26 protein-coding genes are annotated in these 22993 nt (G+C 42.0%); 1 reads left to right on the top strand and 25 read right to left on the bottom strand.

Going from position 1 to position 22993, the window contains the following annotated elements; all coding sequences use genetic code 11:
• Nucleotides 1–2: 2 nt before the first annotated feature.
• The 25 genes from upp to rpoE all read right to left on the bottom strand — a co-directional run bounded on the left by upp (nucleotide 3) and on the right by rpoE (nucleotide 22174).
• The gene (gene upp / locus ACTWP7_RS11990; RefSeq protein WP_014644830.1) at nucleotides 3–635 is read right to left on the bottom strand and encodes a uracil phosphoribosyltransferase; all 633 of its coding nucleotides are present in this window, start codon (nucleotides 633–635) and stop codon (nucleotides 3–5) included.
• Nucleotides 636–799: 164 nt separating this feature from the next.
• Complete coding sequence (glyA, locus tag ACTWP7_RS11995; RefSeq protein ID WP_443123370.1) at nucleotides 800–2056, bottom strand: serine hydroxymethyltransferase; 1257 nt, start codon at nucleotides 2054–2056, stop codon at nucleotides 800–802.
• Between the two features lie 24 nt (nucleotides 2057–2080).
• Nucleotides 2081–2635: a TIGR01440 family protein gene (locus ACTWP7_RS12000; protein WP_443123442.1), complete on the bottom strand. Its 555-nt coding sequence runs from the start codon at nucleotides 2633–2635 to the stop codon at nucleotides 2081–2083.
• Nucleotides 2636–2762: 127 nt separating this feature from the next.
• Nucleotides 2763–3203, bottom strand: a complete 441-nt coding sequence (gene rpiB, locus ACTWP7_RS12005) for a ribose 5-phosphate isomerase B (protein WP_443123371.1) — start codon at nucleotides 3201–3203, stop codon at nucleotides 2763–2765.
• Nucleotides 3204–3595: 392 nt separating this feature from the next.
• Complete coding sequence (locus tag ACTWP7_RS12010) at nucleotides 3596–4204, bottom strand: low molecular weight protein arginine phosphatase (protein ID WP_443123372.1); 609 nt, start codon at nucleotides 4202–4204, stop codon at nucleotides 3596–3598.
• Between the two features lie 71 nt (nucleotides 4205–4275).
• Complete coding sequence (locus tag ACTWP7_RS12015; protein ID WP_443123373.1) at nucleotides 4276–4812, bottom strand: manganese efflux pump MntP; 537 nt, start codon at nucleotides 4810–4812, stop codon at nucleotides 4276–4278.
• 57 nt (nucleotides 4813–4869) lie between these two features.
• Entirely contained in the window at nucleotides 4870–5904 is a 1035-nt protein-coding gene (locus ACTWP7_RS12020) for an L-threonylcarbamoyladenylate synthase (RefSeq protein WP_443123443.1), read from the bottom strand.
• Between the two features lie 229 nt (nucleotides 5905–6133).
• On the bottom strand, nucleotides 6134–6430 hold the full coding sequence (locus tag ACTWP7_RS12025) for a hypothetical protein (RefSeq protein ID WP_443123374.1): 297 nt from the start codon (nucleotides 6428–6430) through the stop codon (nucleotides 6134–6136).
• A gap of 69 nt (nucleotides 6431–6499) precedes the next feature.
• On the bottom strand, nucleotides 6500–7108 hold the full coding sequence (gene spoIIR / locus ACTWP7_RS12030; protein WP_443123375.1) for a stage II sporulation protein R: 609 nt from the start codon (nucleotides 7106–7108) through the stop codon (nucleotides 6500–6502).
• Nucleotides 7109–7372: 264 nt separating this feature from the next.
• Entirely contained in the window at nucleotides 7373–8239 is an 867-nt protein-coding gene (gene prmC / locus ACTWP7_RS12035) for a peptide chain release factor N(5)-glutamine methyltransferase (RefSeq protein ID WP_443123376.1), read from the bottom strand.
• 1 nt (nucleotide 8240) lies between these two features.
• The gene (prfA, locus tag ACTWP7_RS12040; RefSeq protein ID WP_443123377.1) at nucleotides 8241–9311 is read right to left on the bottom strand and encodes a peptide chain release factor 1; all 1071 of its coding nucleotides are present in this window, start codon (nucleotides 9309–9311) and stop codon (nucleotides 8241–8243) included.
• A 153-nt stretch (nucleotides 9312–9464) separates the two neighbouring features.
• Nucleotides 9465–9866 carry a hypothetical protein gene (locus tag ACTWP7_RS12045; protein ID WP_443123378.1) on the bottom strand — a complete coding sequence of 134 codons (402 nt, stop codon included), beginning with the start codon at nucleotides 9864–9866 and terminating at the stop codon, nucleotides 9465–9467.
• A gap of 112 nt (nucleotides 9867–9978) precedes the next feature.
• Nucleotides 9979–10146: a hypothetical protein gene (locus ACTWP7_RS12050; protein WP_158512391.1), complete on the bottom strand. Its 168-nt coding sequence runs from the start codon at nucleotides 10144–10146 to the stop codon at nucleotides 9979–9981.
• 253 nt (nucleotides 10147–10399) lie between these two features.
• Complete coding sequence (locus ACTWP7_RS12055) at nucleotides 10400–10693, bottom strand: four-helix bundle copper-binding protein (protein WP_443123379.1); 294 nt, start codon at nucleotides 10691–10693, stop codon at nucleotides 10400–10402.
• Nucleotides 10694–10763: 70 nt separating this feature from the next.
• Nucleotides 10764–11453 carry a Na-translocating system protein MpsC family protein gene (locus ACTWP7_RS12060; RefSeq protein ID WP_443123380.1) on the bottom strand — a complete coding sequence of 230 codons (690 nt, stop codon included), beginning with the start codon at nucleotides 11451–11453 and terminating at the stop codon, nucleotides 10764–10766.
• A gap of 323 nt (nucleotides 11454–11776) precedes the next feature.
• The gene (locus ACTWP7_RS12065) at nucleotides 11777–12397 is read right to left on the bottom strand and encodes a thymidine kinase (RefSeq protein WP_443123444.1); all 621 of its coding nucleotides are present in this window, start codon (nucleotides 12395–12397) and stop codon (nucleotides 11777–11779) included.
• 372 nt (nucleotides 12398–12769) lie between these two features.
• Nucleotides 12770–13015, bottom strand: coding sequence for a type B 50S ribosomal protein L31 (locus ACTWP7_RS12070; RefSeq protein WP_014644848.1), 246 nt, complete (start codon nucleotides 13013–13015; stop codon nucleotides 12770–12772).
• 174 nt (nucleotides 13016–13189) lie between these two features.
• Nucleotides 13190–14479, bottom strand: a complete 1290-nt coding sequence (gene rho / locus ACTWP7_RS12075) for a transcription termination factor Rho (protein WP_443123381.1) — start codon at nucleotides 14477–14479, stop codon at nucleotides 13190–13192.
• Between the two features lie 385 nt (nucleotides 14480–14864).
• Nucleotides 14865–15059, bottom strand: coding sequence for a hypothetical protein (locus ACTWP7_RS12080; RefSeq protein WP_443123382.1), 195 nt, complete (start codon nucleotides 15057–15059; stop codon nucleotides 14865–14867).
• Between the two features lie 44 nt (nucleotides 15060–15103).
• Nucleotides 15104–16390, bottom strand: a complete 1287-nt coding sequence (locus ACTWP7_RS12085; protein ID WP_443123383.1) for a UDP-N-acetylglucosamine 1-carboxyvinyltransferase — start codon at nucleotides 16388–16390, stop codon at nucleotides 15104–15106.
• Between the two features lie 68 nt (nucleotides 16391–16458).
• Complete coding sequence (gene fsa, locus ACTWP7_RS12090; RefSeq protein WP_443123384.1) at nucleotides 16459–17100, bottom strand: fructose-6-phosphate aldolase; 642 nt, start codon at nucleotides 17098–17100, stop codon at nucleotides 16459–16461.
• 114 nt (nucleotides 17101–17214) lie between these two features.
• Complete coding sequence (fba, locus tag ACTWP7_RS12095) at nucleotides 17215–18078, bottom strand: class II fructose-1,6-bisphosphate aldolase (RefSeq protein WP_089751296.1); 864 nt, start codon at nucleotides 18076–18078, stop codon at nucleotides 17215–17217.
• A 159-nt stretch (nucleotides 18079–18237) separates the two neighbouring features.
• On the bottom strand, nucleotides 18238–18606 hold the full coding sequence (locus ACTWP7_RS12100) for a response regulator (protein ID WP_014644854.1): 369 nt from the start codon (nucleotides 18604–18606) through the stop codon (nucleotides 18238–18240).
• A 1212-nt stretch (nucleotides 18607–19818) separates the two neighbouring features.
• Complete coding sequence (locus tag ACTWP7_RS12105) at nucleotides 19819–21426, bottom strand: CTP synthase (protein WP_443123385.1); 1608 nt, start codon at nucleotides 21424–21426, stop codon at nucleotides 19819–19821.
• A 211-nt stretch (nucleotides 21427–21637) separates the two neighbouring features.
• Nucleotides 21638–22174 (bottom strand): DNA-directed RNA polymerase subunit delta, encoded by a 537-nt coding sequence (gene rpoE, locus ACTWP7_RS12110; protein WP_443123386.1) that lies wholly within the window; start codon nucleotides 22172–22174, stop codon nucleotides 21638–21640.
• A 486-nt stretch (nucleotides 22175–22660) separates the two neighbouring features.
• On the opposite strand from rpoE, the gene ACTWP7_RS12115 reads away from it, so the two are divergent.
• Entirely contained in the window at nucleotides 22661–22978 is a 318-nt protein-coding gene (locus ACTWP7_RS12115) for a hypothetical protein (RefSeq protein WP_443123387.1), read from the top strand.
• The last annotated feature ends 15 nt before the right edge of the window (nucleotides 22979–22993 follow it).

Here is a 22993-nt window from a genome sequence, read left to right on the forward strand (position 1 = left end):
ATTTATTTTGTACCATATAATCGGTCACCGGCATCTCCCAGACCTGGAACGATGTAGCCTTTTTCATTTAACTTCTCATCAAGAGCTGCGAGATAGATATCGACATCCGGGTGCTCTTCACGAACAGCATCGACACCTTCAGGCGCTGCAACGAGACACATTAAGCGAATTTGGCGTGCTCCTCTTTTCTTCAATGAATGGATGGCCTCATTGGCTGAACCGCCTGTCGCAAGCATTGGGTCAATGACGATAAGTTCACGTTCTTCAATATCACTAGGAAGTTTGACATAATACTCTACCGGCTGCAGTGTTTCAGGGTCGCGATAAAGTCCGACATGTCCTATTTTAGCAGCAGGAATCAATTGAATGATTCCGTCTACCATACCTAGACCGGCACGAAGAATGGGTACAAGTCCAATTTTCTTACCCGTCAGTACTTTAGCTTTTGCGTCGGATGTGACAGGGGTGTCGATTTCAACCTCTTCAAGAGGCAGATCACGAGTAATTTCAAAAGCCATCAATGCGGCGACTTCGTCAACTAATTCACGAAAATCCTTCGTCCCTGTTTCCTTTTTCCGTATGTACGTCAGTTTGTGCTGAATTAACGGATGATCCAGTACATATACCTTTCCCATTGCCGATCACTCCTTCTCATAGTTTGCATCCTTTAAATTGTACTGAAAAACAAGATGAACTGCAACCCGATAAATATGAATTTACCCAGGCCCTCCATTCATTCCTACCAGCACATACGAAGACATAATAATAGCCGCCAGCACTAGGCTGACGGCTTTTTATATTAAATAGAAGAATAATTTAAAGTTTGATAAAGAGGGAAACGGGAAGTCAGCTCACGCACACGCTCTGCCGCTTCTTTCATTTTTTCTTCATTATCGTGATGCTCAAGAGTGAAAGCAATTAGGTCTGCTATTTCATCCATCTCGTTCTCTTTGAAACCGCGAGTTGTGACAGCAGCGGTTCCAATACGGATTCCACTCGTTACAAACGGACTTTCTGTGTCAAAAGGAATCGTATTTTTATTGGTTGTAATACCAATATCATCTAAAGCCTTTTCTATCACTTTTCCTGTAAGACCTTTCTTTTGCAAATTCAGTAGCAGCAGATGATTATCTGTTCCGCCCGATACAATGTCAACACCTTTATCTACAAGGGATTCCCCGAGACGTTTAGCATTGGCAATGATTTGCTTGGAATAATCTTTAAACTCCGGCTGCAACGCTTCTTTAAAAGAAACAGCTTTGGCAGCAATTATATGCATCAATGGACCACCCTGCATACCAGGAAACACATTCTTATCGATTTTTTTCGCGAACTCTTTTTGACAAAGAATCATACCGCCACGTGGGCCGCGAAGGGTTTTATGAGTCGTAGTTGTAACGAAATGCGCATGCGGCACTGGATTAGGATGGAGACCGCAGGCAATCAGACCGGCAATATGTGCCATATCTACAAGAAGATAAGCTCCTACTTCATCCGCAATTTCACGGAATTTAGCAAAATCAATTTCACGTGGATAAGCACTCGCGCCGGCAACAATCAGCTTAGGCTGGACTTCTTTCGCTTTTTGCAATACGGCTTCATAGTTAATTCGTTCATCATTTTCTTCTACGCCATATTCTTCAAAGTTGTACAGCTTGCCACTGAAGTTTACAGAACTTCCGTGCGTAAGATGTCCTCCGTGATTTAGATTCATGCCAAGTACGGTATCTCCGTGATTCAGAACGGTAAAATAAACAGCCATGTTGGCTTGGGCGCCGGAATGAGGCTGGACGTTGGCATGATCTGCACCAAAAAGCTCTTTTGCACGGTCACGAGCCAGGTTTTCTACTACGTCGACATGCTCACAGCCTCCATAGTAACGACGGCCAGGATATCCTTCCGCATATTTATTAGTCATAACGGAACCCATCGTTTCCATCACAGCCTCGGAAACAAAGTTTTCAGAAGCTATTAACTCAATATTATTCTGTTGACGATCTCTTTCATCCTGAATAGCTGCAAATACCTCTGCATCTGTTGATTTCACTTGATTCATAGTAAACCGTTCCCCTTTCCATTCCTATTCGTCACATGAACCTTCTTCTTCTATTCTTTCATAAACGGCCCGGACTCCTCCGATTAAAGGAGGCCGCGTTTTAGCAGCCGTAATGTGGGCGGCTCCAATCGTTTTCTGCTCAATACGTACCGGGACGGCCACCCGCTTCAAATGCATTCCAATTAAAGTATCCCCTATATCGAGTCCTCCATCGGCCTGGATGGTTTCTACCAGGACTGGGTCATCCATATGCTTAAAGGCATATGAAGCCATAGAACCACCGGCTTTAGGTACCGGAATGGCCGAGACCTCTGTCAACCTCTCTTTCTCAAAAACAGAGCGATCCACAACGATTGACCGATTTAAATGCTCACAGCATTGGAAAGCTATATGAATATTCGCCTGATCTTCCATCTTCTTAAGTTCACGGTACATAACCTCTGCCATAGACTCGTTTCCGGAAGTGCCAATCCGCTCGCCAGCTACCTCGCTAGTCGAACATCCTACCACAAATATCCCATCTTTAATGGCTCCCGTTTGCAAAAGTTGTTCCACTACAGCCCTGGTATCAGCCTGGATGGTTTGGACATCTTTCACGCCTGCCCCTCCTTGTCGTTTTATTTCTAAAAAAGGAGAAGCTTGGATGCTCCTCCTTTAGTTATCAGCTTCCGCATTATTTAGCTTCCGCTTATCTGCTTTCATTGTATTATTTATTCTCATATTCGGCAATCTTAGTTATACGGTTTTGGTGACGGCCGCCTTCAAATTCTGTCGAAACCCATATCTTTGCTATCTCTTTAGCAAGGCCAGGGCCAATGACGCGCTCGCCCATGCAAAGAACATTTGAATCGTTATGTTCCCGTGTAACCTTTGCTGTAAAAAGATCATGAACAAGAGCAGCACGTACTCCTTTTACTTTATTTGCAGAAATGGACATTCCGATTCCAGTTCCGCAAATAAGAATAGCTTTATCAAACTCTCCGTCAGCTACTCGCTCAGCTGCTGGAATACCATAGTCAGGATAATCTACGGACCCTTCACAGTCACAGCCAATATCTTCAAAATCAATTTGAAGTTCAGTTAAAACATCTGCTACTTCCTGTCGCAGATTTACACCGCCATGGTCTGAAGCAAGAATTACTTTCATAGCTCCTACACTCCCGTCTTCATAATTGTCAATCCTATCGTGACAGTTTACCGAGCTGCTGTCAATTGAACAAAAGGATTACTGAACGTAAAAAATAGAGCCGTTTTTCCGGCTCTATTGTTAATATCAGAATGCATTAATACTATTAATATTTATAAGAAAGGCACTTTTAATTCCGCATGTTGAAATATAAGAGACTTTTACAGGGCTATGAGGAATTTTAGGATTCACTCCATGGTATACCTCTTCAATCTGCTGGCTGACTTAGAGTCATTATGAGCTGCAACCCAGATCGATCCATAAATTTGCTAAACAGCAGCTAACAGGTGAACAACCATCCATCCTATGTATTTCGGTACCTTTTCAAACCTGAATCTCAGGATACCAGATCGTTAGGCTGAGGTACCGTTTAATCGTTTAGCGAGAAGTTCAATATACTTATCCAATTCGTCCCTCGTTATTCTATAGGCATCCAGGTTCCCGCCAAAAGGATCGGTAATGTTGATATCAGGGATGCTGTTCTCTATTTCTTCAATTTGTTTAATCTCGGATTTTAAATCAGTCATAAGTTTTTCTTCCATTTCTTCATCACTTAAGTTTGCAGTGTGGCTTAATATGGAAGAACGTTTCTCTTCAAATTTTGAGTAAAGCTCTTTCAGCTTCTGCCACTGGTTTTCGTCAATGAGTACGTATTCTTTTAGAGTAAAGTATTTATCTTGATAATCCGGATATTGAATAGCCAGGGTTTGTTTGTGACGATCCGTCATAGTCAACACAAGATCAGCCCACTCTAACAATTCTGCCGTTACTGAACTTGTTTTGTGATCTATGCCAAACTCCCATTCTCTAAGAACAAGTTCCGTATTTTTGGACATCGGCTCTCCTTCACCGGCAAATATACCGGCCGAACGTACCTCAATAGTTGAGAGCTTTGATTTTAAGAGAGCTTCGGCCATAGGGCTTCGGCAAGTATTTCCTGTACAAACAAATAATATTTTCATAGCCAATTCTCCTAACCGTTTATCATTTTACTCCATACTACCATACGTAAAGGGGGGCGTTAAAATTTTTGTCAGAAAATGGCATGCAGCCCGAGCGCACAGAGAATACTTCCTCCGAGTAATTCACTATACACACCAAGAAGACCGCTAGCCCGCCGTCCAATAACAAAACCTGCCCATGTCAGCAGCATACTGAACAGACCGAAGGAAATAATGGACACGAAAACCTCCGATTCACGAAGTCCTAAGCTGAAGCCAACCGGAAAACTATCAATACTCACACTAAGTGCAAAAAGCCACATCCCCGCTCCCGCCAGGGTATAAGCTGCATTATGCTTGTCCGTAAATGATGCAAAAATGGTATAGCTTCCCAGAGAGAAAAGCAGTAATCCTCCTCCGACAGCCGCCCACTCACTAGCACTGCCTGAAAGCCATTGTCCCAGAGCCATACCAAGTCCAGGCATGAACATGTGGAAAATACCCACAACAATCCCTGCAAAGAATGCGTGTTTTAAACGAACCGCTTGAAGCCCCATTCCGAGTGAAACTGAAAAAGCATCCAAACCTAAGGCTAACGAAAGCAAAACCAACCCCGTAACTTGTTCCAAATATGAGCCCTCCCCGGACATGCTATTTCATCGTATGCGGGAAGCAGGCTCTATATGTCAGGGCTGTTCGATGATCTTAACAGAGGCTTTTGTTAATCGATTCATAACTGCCGCCCCAACGCCATAATCGGGAAAAGATTCGCATAGAATAAGGTCAATATCTGACTCTTTATATTCACGCAGCACTTCGTAAAGTCGGTTAGCTACTTCCGTAAGATTCTCTCTCGATCCACACGGAAGAACGAATTCATGATGAAGTTTTTCAGCCAGTTCATTGCTGGCAATTACCCCAATCCTGTAACCCTCTTCTTGTAATTCATGCAGCTGACTCCTGAAGAACTCATCCTCCCCCTTTATTAACCACAATGGAGACTCGGGGGCATAATGTGTATACTTCATCCCTGGAGAAACCGGGGGAGTGTCTTTCCCCGATAAGGCAGGGTCAATTTTCACTTCAGGCAGTACCTCTTCAAGATCCTCTTTCGTTATACCTCCCGGGCGAAGAATAGCAGGAATGGCAGATGTACAATCCAGTACCGTTGATTCTACTCCTACCCCCGTAGGTCCTCCGTCCAGAATGCCTGCAATGCGTCCTTCTAAATCTTGACGTACATGTTCTGCCTTTGTAGGACTCGGGCGCCCTGAACGGTTCGCACTCGGTGCAGCCAAAGGCAGCTCAGCTGCTTTCAGCAAAGCTAAAGCTAATGCATGATCCGGCATGCGAATCGCCACCGTTTTTAACCCTGCCGTTACATTCTTTGAGGCTGTTCCGTTGCTTTCTAAAATTAAAGTAAGCGGTCCTGGCCAGAATCTTTCCATAAGATTACGAGCTATCTGAGGAATATGAGTAACGAGATCCTCTACTTCTCTTATGCTTGCCACGTGCACGATTAAAGGGTTATCCGACGGACGCCCCTTAGCTTCAAAGATTCTTTGAACCGCACTTTCATTCGTAGCATCTGCTCCAAGCCCATAGACTGTCTCTGTAGGAAAAGCAACCACTTGTTGTTCTCTCAATAAGTAAGCTGCTTCTTGTATGGAAACATCTGATTCCTTTGGTTGTACAGAGGGTTTCCACAACTTCGTTATCATACCCATTTCTACTACTCCTTTTTCTTCGACAATTAACTTGATATCGTAGTATCCATTCTACAAGTTTCCACAAATTCAGACATTATACACAGGTTGTCCTCAAGTTATCCACAAAGATACCCACATATCCAAAGAAACCGTTAGTAATTTTCACAATACCAAAAATGAAATCCACAGGTTATCCACTGAATTAGACACAACTGTGCATAAGTACCCCGTTTATACACAGCTAGTTGTGATTAACTCGATATATCCACAAACACTTTTCGACATCTTGCCGTTCAAAATGCTGATGCTGCAGGATATGATCAAGGGCTCTCGAATGGCTGTCCACATGAATTTCATCCATCTTCTGTGCCTGCGCATAATACTGAATCAATTCAAAAACACCCAGAATCTGACTGGGTGAAACCTGGGAAACAACGTGCAGCTGCTCTAATTTGAATGCTCCATTCCCCTGAGCACTCAAATGAAAATGTCCAATCTTACGCTTTCCTTCTTTTAAATAGTAGAGTTTATCGTCCATTTTTTCAATATACACGAATCATCCACGCCCCTTTTCTTTTACATTATGAAAAAGGATGTGGATGATATGCTAGGAAAATAGTTTATCCCAAAGTTTGACCACAAAGAATTTCACTTCTTTTTCATCATCTGAAGGATCGGCTTCTATTTTATCTGAATTTTCCTCCTCAGCTTGCGCTACACTTGTGCCATTGGAGAAGTCAAGGAAACATAGAGGCGGAAATAATACGCACCACCAATTATCTCCCGTGCCTTGCCCCAGAGTGATTAAAATGGCTTCATATTCACCGGCTGGGTACATATATGTACCATACAATTTAGCGGGAAACGTAACGGAATCGTTATAATCTACTCCAAAAGAGTAGTTTATACCTTCTTTCTCGAGGGTTTCTGCTACTACTTTTTCAATCTCAGGGAGACGATTTCGAATCATATCTCTGGCTTCTTCAATGGAAGTTAAATCTTTTACCCACTTGTTAATTTCCTGATTTACTTCATCCCGTACAAGTCGTTTGATCTGCTGGTCCTGTTGATCATTGCTGTCAGCTAGTATGCGAAGACGAATCGCTTCGTCAGGAATGACTTGATATTGATTCCTCTCAGTTCCTGTGCTTTGCCCCCAAGGTAATACAACAATTATAATGAATAATGCTAGTAATAAGCGTACGGTGTTTTTCATTTTGGTAAGTCCTCCCTGTCCCTCTGTTAGTTGCTAGTATAGGCAGGGGTGGAAGAATTTAAACCTATCAATCTATGAACCTTTCCTCTCTAAGCTCAAGGGGGGGATGTTACCGTTCTTAATGGGAACCTTAGGCGAGGGCAATCTTATGATTCGAGCGTACAGAAAGCCGGAGAACTTTTCGCTTTTTAGAAGCACTGAACAAGGATTTTCTAACAATAACGAACTATTTGCTCATTAGGTACTTCCACATTTATTTAAAGATCAGTTGGAGACACAGCTGGCAAACACCATTCTGTCTTTTTTATTAATATCTTTCCGAATCTCTACCGTGTAATCAGGAAGGCTATCTTGAATGAGTTTTTTTACTGCATTCCCTTGTAGATATCCAATTTCAAAAGCGATTAAAGAAGGAGAATGATTCGAGTCCTTAATTTGTTTCACAATTGAATCGTAAGCCGCCAGTCCCTCCCGGTCCGCAAATAAGGCAAGAGCCGGGTCAAAATTCACTACGGTGTCATCCATCGAACCCTTATCTACATGCGCAATGTATGGCGGATTGGAAACCACAATATCGACCGGTATATCCTTAAACGGTTCATAAAAATCGCCTTGAATAAACTGAATATCCGCTCCAAGCTTTTGAGCATTGCCTGATGCGGTTTGCAGGGCTTCCTCAGAAATATCGCTTGCATAGACATCTGCTTTGTTCAGTTCAAGCGCCAGTGTTATAGCTATAATACCGCTTCCTGTACCTATATCCGCTATTTGAAGCTTGTCCTTATTAAAGCTTTCCACCCAGTTCAAGATCCCTTCTACCAGTTCTTCCGTTTCAGAGCGAGGAACTAAAACATTTGAATTCACTGAAAAACTTCTGCCATAAAAGTCAGCCTCTCCTATAATATGCTGGACAGGCATGCCGGTTTCTGCGTGAACATGTACACTCTCCACGAAGACCTCACGTTTACTTTCCGGAAAAGGGTCTTTTTCATATGCTAATAACTGTGCGAAAGACATGTTTAAAAAATGCTCCAGCAATAAATCCGCTACTCTTGTTTCCCGCGTATGCTTATCTAAAAAAACGGAAGCCCAGTGACGGGCTTCCTGAATCGTAGTAAAGTTTGAATTCATGTTATTCACCAATCTGCTCAAGCTTCTTCGTCTGCTCTTCGATAAGAAGAGCCTCAAGAATTTCGTCCATATTCCCTTGAAGAACTTGATCCAGCTTCTGTAAGGTTAAACCAATTCTATGGTCTGTAACACGCGTCTGCGGGAAGTTATACGTACGGATACGCTCTGAGCGGTCACCGGTACCGACTGCAGATTTACGACTTTCATCGTATTCCGCTTGAGCTTCCTGCTGGAATTTATCATAAATCCGAGCACGAAGAACCTTCATCGCTTTCTCTTTGTTCTTGATCTGAGATTTTTCATCCTGACAGGATACAACGATACCGGTCGGCACGTGGGTCAAACGGACAGCTGACATGGTCGTATTGACACTCTGCCCCCCTGGTCCACTTGAAGCAAACGTATCCACACGAATATCTTTATCGTGTACTTCAACCTCTACTTCTTCCGCTTCTGGCATAACCACCACAGTAGCCGTAGATGTATGAATCCGTCCGCCTGACTCTGTCTCAGGTACACGCTGGACACGATGAGCTCCGTTTTCAAATTTCATTTTAGAATAAGCACGTTCACCGTTCACGATAAAGATAATCTCTTTATATCCGCCTACATCGTTGGCATGGGCTTCAATCACTTCCGTTTTCCAGCCTTGCATTTCCGCGTAGCGGGCGTACATGCGGTAAAGATCACCAGCAAATAAAGCAGCTTCATCGCCACCGGCCGCACCGCGAATTTCCATAATAACGTTTTTGTCATCATTAGGGTCACTCGGAAGCATGAGGACTTTCAGACGTTCTTCTAATTCTTGTTTCTTCTGAGAGAGTTCATTAAGTTCTTCCTTTACCATTTCTTCCATATCATCATCAAGGTTATCATCAAGCATTGCTCTGGCTTCGTCCTTTTGCTCGGTAACCTCTTTATATTCTCTATAAGCCTCTACGGTCTCCTGTAGACCGGATTGCTCTTTAGAGTATTCGCGAAGTTTATTCGTGTCAGAAATGACTTCAGGATCACTTAATAGTTCGTTTAATTTTTCATAACGATCTTCCAATGTTTGTAAGCGTTCGATCAATGGTATGCACCTCTTTCTCCATAACATTATAATTATATTATAGAGAACTCGCGGATACAACCTGAGCTCCTTCACTAATCTGAAGAACCTGGATGCTGGGTGCAAAAAATGCCTGGTCAGTCTTTTAATAAAGAGGAGGACCAGGCACATTCCTTATTTAATCTTTACATGAATATTGTAGCGCGGAACAGCTTTATATACGGCTTGCTTAATCTCAGATTTCCATTCTTCGATTTCTTCGTCCGACATTTTATCTTCATTTTTCATATCAACCGAAACCCAGACTTGACTCGCTTCCAGAATGACTCGTTTGACTTTAACACCCGGCACTTCATCGGCAGCTTCTTTAATAAGCTTTCGATCTTGTTTCAGCCCCCATGAGTCTCCAACATATTTAATTAAACGAGGGTTTTGCGTATCCGTCGTTATTTTTTCATTCATACCCATATTTTCCACATCGTCTCTGCTTGTCTGCCCTTGATACTTATCCACTTGCAGCCCGCACCCTGAGAGAAACAATACGGCCGCAAGAACGACTATCGTGTATCGAAACATGACAATCACCTCTTCTCTTTTACCGTTATTGTTCTCTCCGATCAATGGGTTTATGTATGGTTTACAAAGTAAAAAAGGTGCCTCCCTTTTTAGAGAATGCACCTTCCTGCCTTTATTCTTTTATAGTCAGTTTATACTTACTCGGTATAATCGCTTCCTTCGTAATAAGCTGCTTATACTTTTCTGCTTCATCATAACTTTTGAACGTAATTTCTTTGTTATCTTTTCTAAATTCGATGACTATATTATAATCATCTACCCCAACAATGCGATAAGTCATTGCAAGACCCCTTTCTTTTGTCCATTTCCAAGACAATCACATTATTTTACAATTCAAAAAAACAAAAGCCGAAAAGGCCATCTATAATGGTCTTTTCGGCTTTTGCCTAGCTCTATTCTCTAGTCAAAGTTTACCGGAGATATCAATTGAAATTGTAATTAAAAAAACATATATTAGACAGCACTTATTTGAACCATCTCTAATTACTATTATAGTATAGAATCCACTTGAATAAAAGGGGTCTAAAGTCAGGCTAAATGGATTCCTTCCACTCTTTTCTTGTGGAGCGGGTCTGAAAACCCATAATTTTTTCACACATCTCTGCATACTTTAAACACATCTGATACGTATCTTCACTAAGAGAGTCCTGTTCAAGTTTAAGACAGTCTTCCGCACATGCCCGGCAGACTTCAGCACAGGACTTGCACATCTCTTCTGCCATTCGGCTGTTATTCTGATGAACCTCTACAGCATAAGCATAAGCTTGACAGCAATTTTTTAACAAATCAGCTTTTTTTAATAATGGGCTGGAACCAGTCACAGGCATCGTTATTCCACCTTTCCTTTTACAGGAATGTCACACCTTTTGCAAAAAAAGAGCTTGTCCTTTGCTATTCTCAGCTTTCAGGCTTCACAATTAAAATAATGTGACTAAAGTCCGAGTCAAAATCCCAATCCACAAAAATGTCTTCTACTTTCAGTTGTAATATTTTTTCTAAAGACAGTTGATGGAGCAGCCTCTTCTCAAGATGGCGTTTGGCCATTCTTAATTGTTCACCAAATCCTGAGCGAATCATTTCTTTTTCAATAGCCACAAGGATACCATTACGCTCCACTACGATCGTGCGGTCGTTGATTTTAAAAGAGCTAACCTCTTCCGGAATTTTTTCCGCCTGCTTGGAAACTTTCTTTATTTCCTCGTGAAGAGCCGCTTTGTGCTGATAATCTTTCACGGACGGATCTAACTCTTCATCGGATTGAATCACTCCAATTATCATCCCAGAACGATTTGTCAGCGACCAGTCGTAATAAAGGGAGTTCAATTCTAATCCCGCCGTGGCACGGAATGTTGCTTTTATGTCAGGAATTAATTCCTGCATAAGTAAATCACGGGTTTCCTCAACTTTATCTTTATTATTCTGACCCACTAGGAGCTTTTCCATTGGAGCCAGGAAATCCTTCAAGTAAATGGTTACATAAGGTTTTTGAATGGTAACGTAAACGGAAGCCGGTCCTTTTCCGAAGTTGTCGCGCAAAAGCTTCCCGATATAACTGGATATTTCAGATTGCAGTGAACGTTCCTCCATACATGTCATCCTTTTAAAAAGCATTTTATAGTCTTTAAACACTTTTCCACTAGCGTTGTTATATTAAACGTTCCCCAATACATCCAAAATTATAAATAAGGCTAATTTAAGAATATAGAAATTCTCATTGTTTAATGAGTTACATTTCAAAAGAAACAAAACAGATGGATAGCTTGTGAAGAATCGAAAAAATATTGATGAGGAATTAAGGACCTATGCTTTAATCCTACATCCAGGCAAAATCCTCCTACTTGTTTTAGTGACAAGCCATCCCAAAAAAAACGGATGTGTACATTCTACACATCCGCCTTTCCTGTTTCTATTTATTTTCTTTCAGCATAAGCAGCCTTTACTTGCTTTTGCCTGGGTTTATGAGGAACTTCATGGTGATGGCGGCAGCGCGGTTCGTAAGACTCAGACGCCCCAACCAAAATAATGGGATCATGATATGAAGCTGGTTTTCCGTCAATTAAACGCTGCGTTCGACTTGCCGGCGAACCACATATAGGACAAATAGCATTTAGTTTAGTGATACTCTCACTAAGAGCCATCATTTCAGGCATTTTCCCAAAAGGTTCTCCACGGAAATCTGTATCCAGTCCTGCCGTAATGACACGAATCCCCCGATCAGCCAGACATTCCGCTACTTCTACAATATGCTCGTCAAAAAACTGCACTTCATCAATCCCGACGATATCAACTTCCTCACCTACATCGTTCAGGATATCCAGAGATTCTTTCATAGGGCGCGCCAGAACTGAAGTGCCGTTGTGAGACACGACTGCATCTTCTTTATAACGATCATCAACGGCTGGTTTATATACACGAACCGTTAAGTTGCCAAACGTTGCACGGCGTACCCGGCGAATTAATTCCTCCGATTTTCCACTGAACATACTTCCACAAATGACTTCTACCCATCCACTTTGCTTCATTACATACACGTCCACTGTCGCTCCCTTCTTACACAATCAACACGTCGCCAAGGTTTCATTAAAAAAGAGCCCTCCTGATTTCCGCCCCTGAACGAATGACCAATCGCTCACGGACCATCAAGGACAGCTCTATGTATAAAGATTATAGAGGACTCGAGCAACCAATCCTAACATATACAAAACTATAGAGTAGCCGCTTTTTTCGTTCCACAATATAGTTTCACTTATGTTAACCATCTTGTTTCGGTTCATTTCTGAAAATGGTTCTCTCTCCCTCTATTTCAGTCATTTTTGACAAAAAAACAGGCAAACCATAAAGACAATTTGCCTGTTCTTGTTCAAAATGATGCAGCATCCATCCATAAGGATAGGCGCTCATTATTATGAAAGGTTATATTTTTTCTTGAAGCGATCCACACGGCCACCAGCTTTGTCAGCTTTCTGTTTGCCAGTGTAGAACGGATGAGACGCAGAACTAATCTCGATACGGATCAATGGATATGTGTTTCCATCTTCCCACTCGATCGTTTCTTCGGATGCTTGAGTAGATCCGGTTAGAAACTTGAAATTAGAACTTGTGTCTAGGAATACAACTTTACGGTATTCTGGATGAATTCCTGATTTCATGTTCTTCCACTCCTTTTTGCCCTGATTCCTTTAGAAACAGAGTTATTGTAAGAGCCGTCGAAGGTTAGTTTAAACACCTTTTACTGAAACTCACATAGAAAGATTATAACAGGGGACACCCCCCATTGCAAGATTAGATCCTGCATGGTCTTAGGTGAAAATAATTTAAGATTACTATGAACGTCTTCCTTGAGCTGATTTGCCCTGCATATCTTTATTCATCATTTCAAAAAATTCTTCGTTGTTCTTGGAACTTTTAAGTCGTTTCATGAATCGCTCTGAGAAATCAGGGGCATCCGACATCATTTTTCGTATAGCCCAAATCTTTTCTAAATGATCTTTTTTAAGAAGCAGCTCTTCTTTACGTGTGCCTGAACGAAGTAAATCAATCGCAGGAAAGATACGACGCTCAGCCAGACTTCGATCCAGATGGAGCTCCATATTGCCTGTTCCTTTAAATTCTTCATAAATGACATCATCCATACGAGATCCTGTATCCACTAAAGCAGTAGCCAATATCGTCATGCTGCCGCCTTCTTCAATATTTCTGGCCGCTCCAAAAAAACGCTTCGGACGGTGAAAGGCAGCGGGATCAATCCCCCCGGAAAGCGTTCGTCCACTTGGAGGAATGACTAAGTTGTAAGCTCTAGCGAGTCTCGTAATACTATCCATTAAGATAATAACATCACGCTTATGCTCTACTAAGCGCATCGCACGTTCTAATACAAGCTCCGATACTTTAATATGGTTCTCTGGAACTTCATCAAAAGTAGAGCTGACCACATCTACATCGGAATGGACGGAGCGCTCAATATCCGTAACCTCTTCCGGACGCTCATCGACAAGTAAAATGATGAGTTTTGCATCAGGGTGGTTAGTGGTAATACTATTAGCCATTTGCTTAAGCAGCATCGTCTTACCAGCTTTTGGAGGTGCCACAATGAGACCCCTTTGTCCATAACCCACCGGGGAAATGACATCCATCACACGTGTAGAAAGTTTTTTAGACTCTGTCTCTAATTTCATATGACGATCCGGATACAGAGGTGTAAGAGCAGGAAAATGCACCCTCTCTTTTGCTGAATCAGGATCTTCTCCGTTGACAGCATCTACGTGCAGCAATCCATAGTAACGTTCATTTTCTTTTGGTGGACGTACCTTTCCAGATACTTTATCTCCGTTCCTTAAGTCGAATCGACGAATTTGGGATGCGGATATATAAATATCCTCAGCACTTGGAGAATAATTAATCGGGCGGAGAAAACCAAAGCCTTCTGATGGTATGATCTCTAAAATCCCATCCATAAATAAAAAGCCATCTTTTTCGGCCTGCGCTTTCAATATCGCAAAGATTAATTCTCTTTTTGTCAGTTTTGCATAATAAGAGACTTTGTACTGCCGTGCTTTCGCATAAAGTCCCTTTAACGTCATCGTCTCTAAATTGGAGATGGTTAAATCTGCCACAAAATCACCACTTTTATTTTTATTTCTAATCGAGTCTGAACAGGAATTTCTTCCAATGTAAGCTTTTTTTTGTGTGGAAAAATTGACTTCTCTATTGAATGTCGGAATGAAAGAAAAAGGAGAAGTTAAGTGAAGTTAAATTCTGAAGCTTACGGAGGGATAAACAGTCCATTCTCTTCTATCTCTATCGAATAACCTATATTGTACTCTTGTCCTCCTGAGGATTCAATCGTAAAGTTTGGGAACATGCTGAGAAGATGTGCGGAATCTTTTCGTAGAATAGGAGGAAGCCGGGAGCCCGGCTTCCAAATTTCAAAGATTTGACTATGGTGGAGATGGTTTGCCTATCACCATTCTGTTATCAATAAAATCACTATTGTACCATTCACTTGAAGGACGCGGTTACGTTCTTTATGCGTTTACACATCACAAGGTCTTCATCTTTAGATGGTATTAGCTTCCCTTGAATGTCTCCACCTAAACATGTAAAAACAGCAGGCACCATCCCTTCCAGTGCCCAGTCTTGATCAACCAGAGAATTTCGGCCTCGTTTGGTCAAAAGCCATATGAATTTCCGCATCGTCAGCCCCGTGCATATAAATTTTGCTAAGGTTCATCGAATACCTAGGAATTCTGAAATTGTTCTATTTCTCTCTCTGACATTTCCTCATACCAGACGTTAGCACCGAGTTCAATCAACTTATTCGTAATATTTTCATATCCTCGCTCAATGTGATCGACACCTGTAATCTCCGTAATCCCTTCTGCCATCAGCCCTGCAATAACAAGAGCAGCACCGGCACGAAGATCTGAAGCCTTTACTTTTGCTCCTTGTAATTTGGAAGGTCCAGCGACGATAGCTGAGCCGCCTTCGACTTTTATAGCAGCATTCATACGTCGCAGTTCATCCACGTGTTTAAAACGTGCCTGATAAATGGTGTCCGTTACAATCCCTGTTCCTTCTGCTTTTGTAAGCAGGGAAGTGAGCGGCTGTTGTAAATCCGTGGGGAACCCTGGATATACAAGCGTTTTAATATCCACACTTCGCAGATGCTTCCCGGGACGAACATATAATTGTTCGTCATTTTCCTCAATTGTTACGCCCATTTCACGCAGCTTAGCGAGTAAGGATTCAAGGTGCTGAGGAATAACATTATCAATGATCATTTCATCCCCTTGAGCTGCAGCCATAATCGTATAAGTTCCGGCCTCAATCCGGTCAGGAATAATGGTATGCAGGCAACCTTTTAGTTCCTGCACTCCTTCAATCCGGATAACATCCGTTCCCGCTCCTTTAATTTTAGCCCCCATACTTGTGAGTAGTGTAGCTACATCAATGATTTCAGGCTCTTTTGCTGCATTTTCAATTACAGTCTTTCCTTTTGCTCTAACAGCAGCAAGCATAATGTTGATAGTAGCTCCTACACTTACAACATCTAAGTATATTCGCGCGCCACGCAATTCTTCAGCCCGAAGATAAATGGCCCCTTGCTCGTTTGTCACTTCAGCTCCTAATGCCTCGAAGCCTTTAATATGCTGGTCAATCGGCCTTGGTCCTAAATGACAACCTCCCGGCAGTCCGATAACCGCCTTATTAAACCTTCCAAGCATCGCTCCCATAAAATAATAAGAGGCCCTCAGCCTTTTCACTTTTCCATTTGGGAGCGGCATGGAAACCATTTGGGAAGGGTCGATGTGGATGGTTCGTCCATCTTTTTTCACCGAGCCTCCGATTTCTTCTAAAAGGTCGGATAAAATCCCAACATCTGAAATGTCAGGAAGTCCTTCAATTGTGACTGGAGAATCAGCTAGAATGGCTGCCGGAAGCAAAGCAACGGCACTGTTTTTAGCACCGCTTACGCGGACTTGTCCACGCAAACGCGATCCACCTTCTACTAATAATTTATGCATGAGATACTCCTCGCTTTAAAGGTAAAAGTTGATGACCTTATTATGTGCAATTTTTACCATTTAACACGTTATTTTTGATTGTTCCAGTCATTAAGAAATTTTTCAATTCCTTGTTCCGTAAGTGGATGCTGAACAATCTGCTCGAAAATTTTGTAAGGAACGGTCGCAATATGAGCTCCGTGGATAGCGGCTTCTGTCACATGTATTGGATGACGCACCGAAGCTGCAATGATTTCTGTATCAATTGCATGACGGTCGAATATTTCGGAGATTTGCGCAACCAGCTCCATCCCATTTTGCCCAATATCATCCAATCGCCCAAGGAAAGGAGAAACGTAAGAAGCTCCAGCACGAGCAGCCATCAACGCTTGGTTGGCAGAAAAAATAAGAGTTACGTTTGTTTGGATATTCAATTCACTTAAGGTTTTAACGGCCTTCAGACCTTCAAGCGTCATCGGAACTTTCACGGTAATATTAGGAGCAATAGCCGCAAGCTCTTTACCTTCTTCAACCATAGACTCAACATCTTCTGAAACGACCTCCGCACTGACAGAGCCGTCTATTTCTCCTGTAATTTCCTTCAAGCGTTCGTGGAAGGAAACTCCTTCTTTTGCTACGAGACTCGGATTTGTCGTTACTCCAGATAATAAACCCAGGGATTTAGCCTCACGGATATGGTCAATGTTCGCTGTATCAATAAAGAATTTCATTTATTACGTCCACCTTCCGAATACTTGATTTAATGAAAATTGTCTAATGATTGCGTTTTCATTCATGTGGAAAAGGAAACCGCTACGATGTAACGGCTTCCTGTTCTTAAGTAATTATGCTTTTTGGGAGGAACCAAATTCACGCATTTTTCCGATTACTGTTTCTTTAATCGCGTCACGTCCTGGTCCTAGATATTTACGAGGGTCATACTGCTCAGGCTGTTCAGCTAGTACTTGACGCACAGCTTTCCCTTGAGCCATTTGGCTTTCAGTATTTACGTTGATTTTTGCTGTTCCGAACGAGATCGCTTTTTTCACGTCGGCTGTTGGAATTCCAGTACCACCGTGAAGAACAAGCGGTTTATCTACAAGACCCATGATTTCTTCCATGCGGTCAAAACCTAGGTTTGGTTCACCTTTATAAGGACCGTGCACAGAACCAAGAGCCGGAGCAAATACATCAACATTCGTTTCATCCACTAGTTTTTTACACTCAGATGGAATCGCATAAGCTGCTTCTGCATCATCTACGATTATATCATCTTCTTGACCACCTACGCGACCAAGCTCTGCTTCTACAGAAACACCATGAATGTGTGCTAATTCCACTACTTTTTTAGTTAGTGCAATGTTTTCTTCCAGTGGATCGTGGGAAGCATCAATCATAACAGAAGTAAATCCTGCGTGGATTGCTTCTGCACATTTTTCAAAACTTGAACCATGATCAAGGTGAATCGCTACTGGTACAGTTGTACCATACGATTTCATAAGCGCTTTAACCATGTCAACCACGACGTTAAAGCCGCCCATATATCGACCAGCACCCTCGGACACTCCAAGGATTACTGGAGATTGCTCTTCTTCAGCAGCCTGTAGGATTGCTTGAGCATATTCAAGATTGTTAAGGTTAAACTGTCCTACTCCGTAGCGTTCTTCCTTAGCTGTTTCTAGCATTTCTTTCATTGATACCAGTGGCATGAAAGATCCTCCTTTTGTAAATACGATCTATACTCTACACGTATATTTCCATATGAAATTATACCATGCAAGTTTACTCACAGTATTAGAATACCAATACCCTATCCCAGGTGCAACACTCTATAAGAGGTATAACGCTTACATTTAAAAAATATTAGTTCAGCTACTATGTGTTAAGGTTCCAGATACCATTTCTTTCAATTTATGGATATCAAATGGCTTTAATATTATTTCCTGTACGAAAGAATACTCCATAGTCTTTTCAATGGATTCCCTGGACCGCCCCGTAATAATAAGAACCGGTGCGGTAAAACCGATTTCATCCAGATGAGACAGCACTTCACTTCCATTCATGATCGGCAGATTGTAATCCATAATCACAAGGTCGATGCTTTGTTGTTCAGCTAGCTCACAAGCTTGTTTTCCTGTTTTAGCGCTTACCGTTTCATATCCCTCGCTTTTTAAGATTTCTTCAAGTAACAGCCTAATACCGGCCTGGTCATCTACGATTAGTATCTTGTTCGACATGGTTTATCCCTGCCTTTCGAATTTTAGTAAATATACACCTTTTCTCCTAGTCCACTTCTTTCTCTCTGCATGTTTAGTTCGATGATTGTAAGCAGTTTTCCTGCGCACACACGTTCTAGGCATGAATTTCTCTTGTTTTGAGATGAAGAAAGTCGATTTTTGTAATGTAACACGACATGATAAAAAAGGCTGTTAAATCTCACATTATCTATGTGTACACGATCCTGTCATAGGTTGTAGTTATTCATTCATTAGAGCTTATTGAAGAAACGGACAGGATAGTTGAAGACTGGATTTCGAGATATTGGGTAGATAAGGGGCTCCAGTGAACGGCTCGCTTTCCGCGGCCCTGCACGACGCAGGGTCGTTCGACGTTGCCACAGGACGTGGCGGTCTTAGTCGAACATCCCTTGTGGTGAGCTTCCTCGGGCTTAACAGCCCTGCGGGATTTCACCGATCATGTTTATCCCGTTCTTACACTTTTTTTAGTCTTAATCAAATATCAGAACATAAACGATATGGAGTGCTATCCAGCTCCAGCACCTAGCGTCTAGTGAGACTTCCCTCACTTCTGTACGATAAGGCAACATCGAATCGCTCCGCTCTTCGTGTTTTCTTTATCTCCGCCAGCTCAGTCTAGTTTCGGTGCCTAGCCTCTCGAGGTCTTAAGTCCAACCATGACAGGAGGAAGAGCACTTCCTTTCATGGTTGTTCTTAAGCTTGTCGAGGCTGGTCAAGGCACCTCCACATTTGAACGTCCAGTCCATACGACGCTGACCAAGGTGCTTCCGCTTTTAACCTAGGAGTCTTCGCCGTTCCCTTCCGTCCCTTTGCGATCATGGAAAGTTCGAAATCCTGTACGTAAATGCCTTAATATGAGGAGTAATAACCTATGTGATCAACGCTAGTAACCGAGTCTCTACAGGATATAAACGCCGCTATAGAAGCATTTAAGACGATTTAAGATTCCCACTTTTTTCTACTGGTAGGGTCCGTTCGTAACATTATAGTTGGGTTGGTGGGGAAATGATGAGACTCCCATGGGAGAAGGAATAAGGTGAGATCCCGCAGGGAGTGAAAACGAGCGAGGAAGCTCACCGTTCCCCCAAGCTTATCTGCAACAAGGAAAGTAAAACTACCCATTACGTTTAGCCAGCCTGTAAAAAAAGATGTTACAACACTACTGTTGTAACATCTTTTTTTATATATTTACTATTTCTGATTCATAGCAGCTCCGACAAAGCCATAGAAAAGCTCTTGAGGGCGAGTAGGACGAGATTTAAACTCCGGATGGAATTGACTGGCCACAAACCAAGGGTGATCCTCTACTTCAATAATTTCGATTAATCTTCCGTCAGGACTGGTTCCAGAGAAGTTGAACCCAGCCGCTTCCATCTGATCACGATAATGGTTATTGAACTCAAAACGATGACGGTGGCGCTCATATATAACCTCTTCCCCATAAGCTTCCAAAGCCCTGGAACCTTCCTTCAGGCGGGATGGATAGATGCCCAGTCGAAGTGTGCCCCCAAGATCAGAAACCTCTTTCTGCTCAGGAAGAAGGTCGATGATCGGGTGCGGAGTTGATGGATTAATTTCAGCCGAATGTGCCCCTTTCAGTCCCAGTACATTGCGAGCGAATTCCACGGTGGCCAACTGCATGCCCAGGCAGATGCCAAGGAAAGGTACACGATGCTCACGCGCATAGCGAATAGCTTCGATCTTTCCTTCAATTCCACGATCTCCAAATCCACCAGGAACGAGAATACCATCAGCATCCTGTAATTGCTCTTGCACATTTGAGCTTGTGATAAATTCTGAGTTGACCCATTTCACTTCAACATCCGCATTAAAGCTATAGCCTGCATGTTTCAGAGCCTCTACCACTGAAATATAAGCATCCGGAAGCTCTACGTACTTCCCTACAAGTGCAATGGTCGCTTTCTCTTCAAGGTTCTTCACCTGATTAATAAGCTGATTCCATTCTGTCATATCAGCTGGCGGGCAATCCAGACCAAAGTGATCACAAGTAAGCTGGTCTAAATTCTGTGCTTGAAGTGTAATAGGTACGTGGTACAACGTATCTGCATCTCCCGCTTCGATTACAGCGTTTTTATTAATATCGCAGAAAAGCGCGATTTTTTCTTTCATATCCTCAGAGATTTCCATCTCTGTACGTAATACGATAACGTCCGGCTGAATCCCAAGAGAACGTAATTCTTTAACACTGTGCTGGGTTGGTTTCGTCTTCATTTCACCAGCCGCTTTCAAATAAGGAACCAGGGTGCAATGAATATACATGACGTGATCACGGCCAATATCACTCTTAATTTGACGAATGGCTTCCAGGAATGGCAGTGATTCAATATCGCCAACGGTTCCTCCGATTTCTGTAATGACAACGTCAGCATTCGTTTCATGAGCGGCACGAAAGACGCGATCCTTTATTTCATTGGTTATATGCGGGATAACCTGGACCGTTCCCCCCAGATAATCTCCGCGACGTTCTTTCTTAATTACGTTTGAATATACTTTACCTGTGGTTACGTTACTGAATTTATTCAAATTAATATCGATGAAACGTTCATAGTGACCTAAATCCAAGTCCGTTTCTGCTCCATCGTCCGTTACAAATACTTCTCCGTGCTGATAAGGACTCATCGTCCCTGGATCCACGTTGATGTAGGGATCGAACTTCTGAATCGTTACTTTAAGCCCCCGATTTTTTAATAATCTTCCTAATGAAGCAGCTGTGATTCCTTTTCCTAGGGAAGATACCACACCGCCAGTTACAAATATATATTTCGTCTCTTTCGCCACTATGATCCCTCTTTCTCTATTAGTCATTATTAGTTATTCACTATAAATAAAAATTTGATGAATGGATTCAATTACCCATCCACCTTTAATCGCACATAAAAAAACAAAAAACGCTCCCCACACTTGGGGAGCGTTCGATTATTTCGTGTCAGAAATTAAAGAGCCCAAATAAGATTGTACTTATAACGGTTTTGAAAGTCAACCGCAGTTTTTATTTATCCTCTTCCTCATCTTCATCGCCTACGAAACTGACGTCGTCTTCAACGATTTCTTCTTCCTCTTCATCAAGGTCGTCCTCTTCATAATCTCCATCATAATCATCGTCATCGTCAAGATCTAGATCTTCATCTGTAAGCTCCACATCTTCTTCCAGGTCCTCTTCTTCGTTGTTATCATACTCAGAAACGCCCAGTTCATCTTCCAAAAGCTTGGAAGGCTTTTTCTTTTTCTTCTTACGTTTCTGGGGAAGACTAGCGATTTCTTCTTCCATCTGCTCTACTGGATACCATCTTTTCAGTCCCCATCTATTTGTACCAATGGTCATAAATCCGCCATCAATATTCATGTCAGTATAAAACTGTGCAATATACTGTTCCTTCTCGGCTTCTGTAAAACCTTTCAATTTAGCAATACGGTGGAAGATTTCATTAAAATCGATCGCTTCTCTTTCCTCTTCCAAAATGATCGTTGCAAGTTCAATCATTGATGTTTCATTAATCTGATCTTTGCTCAGTTCTTTTACGCTCACGATCCAGCACTCCTTTATATTCACAAAATAGGATAAGTGACCTCATAGGCATACGAATCACATTTAATCATACCACCCATTATATGATTAGGTCTTTTAAAAATCAAATAGATTATCGCAGGGTTCTCCTACCCTTTTGTATTCCTTTCTAACCAAGCATGTATGAATATAAACATCTACCTTAAACTATTTAGACAGGATATTTGGTGTTATCCTTAAAATATTTTAAAATAAAGCTATGTTAAAACGTTGTTGTTGATTTTTCATAATAGAGTTCCTCAATTATGGTATCGTTATCTGGAAGTTTCATTTCATGACATTTCGTTGGAGATCTTTAGTCAGTAAGAGGAATCGTTTTCCCGTACGCTCTTCTCTTTCTTAGCCGAAACCGCTCTTCGACAACCAGAAGCTTATATGAAAATCAACACGGAGATTTAGCAGATCCTAAAGTATTGTAGACATAGAACTATTAAAGGAGAGATTAACGTGAAAACCCATCCTTTTAACTGGTTTGCCACCATCATAACCGTCATAGCTGTTTCGATCTGGCTGTTTAACAGCTATGGTAAAATTCATTCTAAACACTTAACAGAAGCTACGATTTCAGAGAAGACTCATGATGAGGATGAATATTACATTGAAGTGGATGGAAAGAAAATCAAAGTGAAGGACACCAGTATCTGGATGGTCCTTGAAGCTGGTGAGAAATATGAACTGACCTATGAATGGTACGGGATGAAAAAGCCATACGTTAAAGATATTAATCAGGCGCATGATGAAGATCAAATAGGGGGAAGCCACTAACTCCCAGTCAAACGC

The organism is Halobacillus sp. B29, from assembly GCF_052246755.1.
GTDB lineage: Bacteria > Bacillota > Bacilli > Bacillales > Halobacillaceae > Halobacillus > Halobacillus halophilus.

Bases quoted from the DNA above. Each gene is read 5' to 3' on its own strand.
- ACTWP7_RS12045 (WP_443123378.1), bottom strand. From the start codon at position 9,866: ATGTTTCGATACACGATAGTCGTTCTTGCGGCCGTATTGTTTCTCTCA.
- ACTWP7_RS12055 (WP_443123379.1), bottom strand. From the start codon at position 10,693: ATGCCTGTGACTGGTTCCAGCCCATTATTAAAAAAAGCTGATTTGTTA.
- ACTWP7_RS12100 (WP_014644854.1), bottom strand. From the start codon at position 18,606: ATGTCGAACAAGATACTAATCGTAGATGACCAGGCCGGTATTAGGCTG.
- fsa (WP_443123384.1), bottom strand. From the start codon at position 17,100: ATGAAATTCTTTATTGATACAGCGAACATTGACCATATCCGTGAGGCT.
- upp (WP_014644830.1), bottom strand. From the start codon at position 635: ATGGGAAAGGTATATGTACTGGATCATCCGTTAATTCAGCACAAACTG.
- ACTWP7_RS12010 (WP_443123372.1), bottom strand. From the start codon at position 4,204: ATGAAAATATTATTTGTTTGTACAGGAAATACTTGCCGAAGCCCTATG.
- ACTWP7_RS12025 (WP_443123374.1), bottom strand. From the start codon at position 6,430: ATGGACGATAAACTCTACTATTTAAAAGAAGGAAAGCGTAAGATTGGA.
- rpiB (WP_443123371.1), bottom strand. From the start codon at position 3,203: ATGAAAGTAATTCTTGCTTCAGACCATGGCGGTGTAAATCTGCGACAG.
- spoIIR (WP_443123375.1), bottom strand. From the start codon at position 7,108: ATGAAAAACACCGTACGCTTATTACTAGCATTATTCATTATAATTGTT.
- ACTWP7_RS12020 (WP_443123443.1), bottom strand. From the start codon at position 5,904: ATGATAACGAAGTTGTGGAAACCCTCTGTACAACCAAAGGAATCAGAT.
- ACTWP7_RS12085 (WP_443123383.1), bottom strand. From the start codon at position 16,390: ATGCATAAATTATTAGTAGAAGGTGGATCGCGTTTGCGTGGACAAGTC.
- ACTWP7_RS12080 (WP_443123382.1), bottom strand. From the start codon at position 15,059: ATGCGGAAATTCATATGGCTTTTGACCAAACGAGGCCGAAATTCTCTG.
- ACTWP7_RS12070 (WP_014644848.1), bottom strand. From the start codon at position 13,015: ATGAAATCAGGAATTCATCCAGAATACCGTAAAGTTGTATTCCTAGAC.
- ACTWP7_RS12060 (WP_443123380.1), bottom strand. From the start codon at position 11,453: ATGGAGGAACGTTCACTGCAATCTGAAATATCCAGTTATATCGGGAAG.
- glyA (WP_443123370.1), bottom strand. From the start codon at position 2,056: ATGAATCAAGTGAAATCAACAGATGCAGAGGTATTTGCAGCTATTCAG.
- fba (WP_089751296.1), bottom strand. From the start codon at position 18,078: ATGCCACTGGTATCAATGAAAGAAATGCTAGAAACAGCTAAGGAAGAA.
- ACTWP7_RS12050 (WP_158512391.1), bottom strand. From the start codon at position 10,146: ATGACTTATCGCATTGTTGGGGTAGATGATTATAATATAGTCATCGAA.
- prmC (WP_443123376.1), bottom strand. From the start codon at position 8,239: ATGAATTCAAACTTTACTACGATTCAGGAAGCCCGTCACTGGGCTTCC.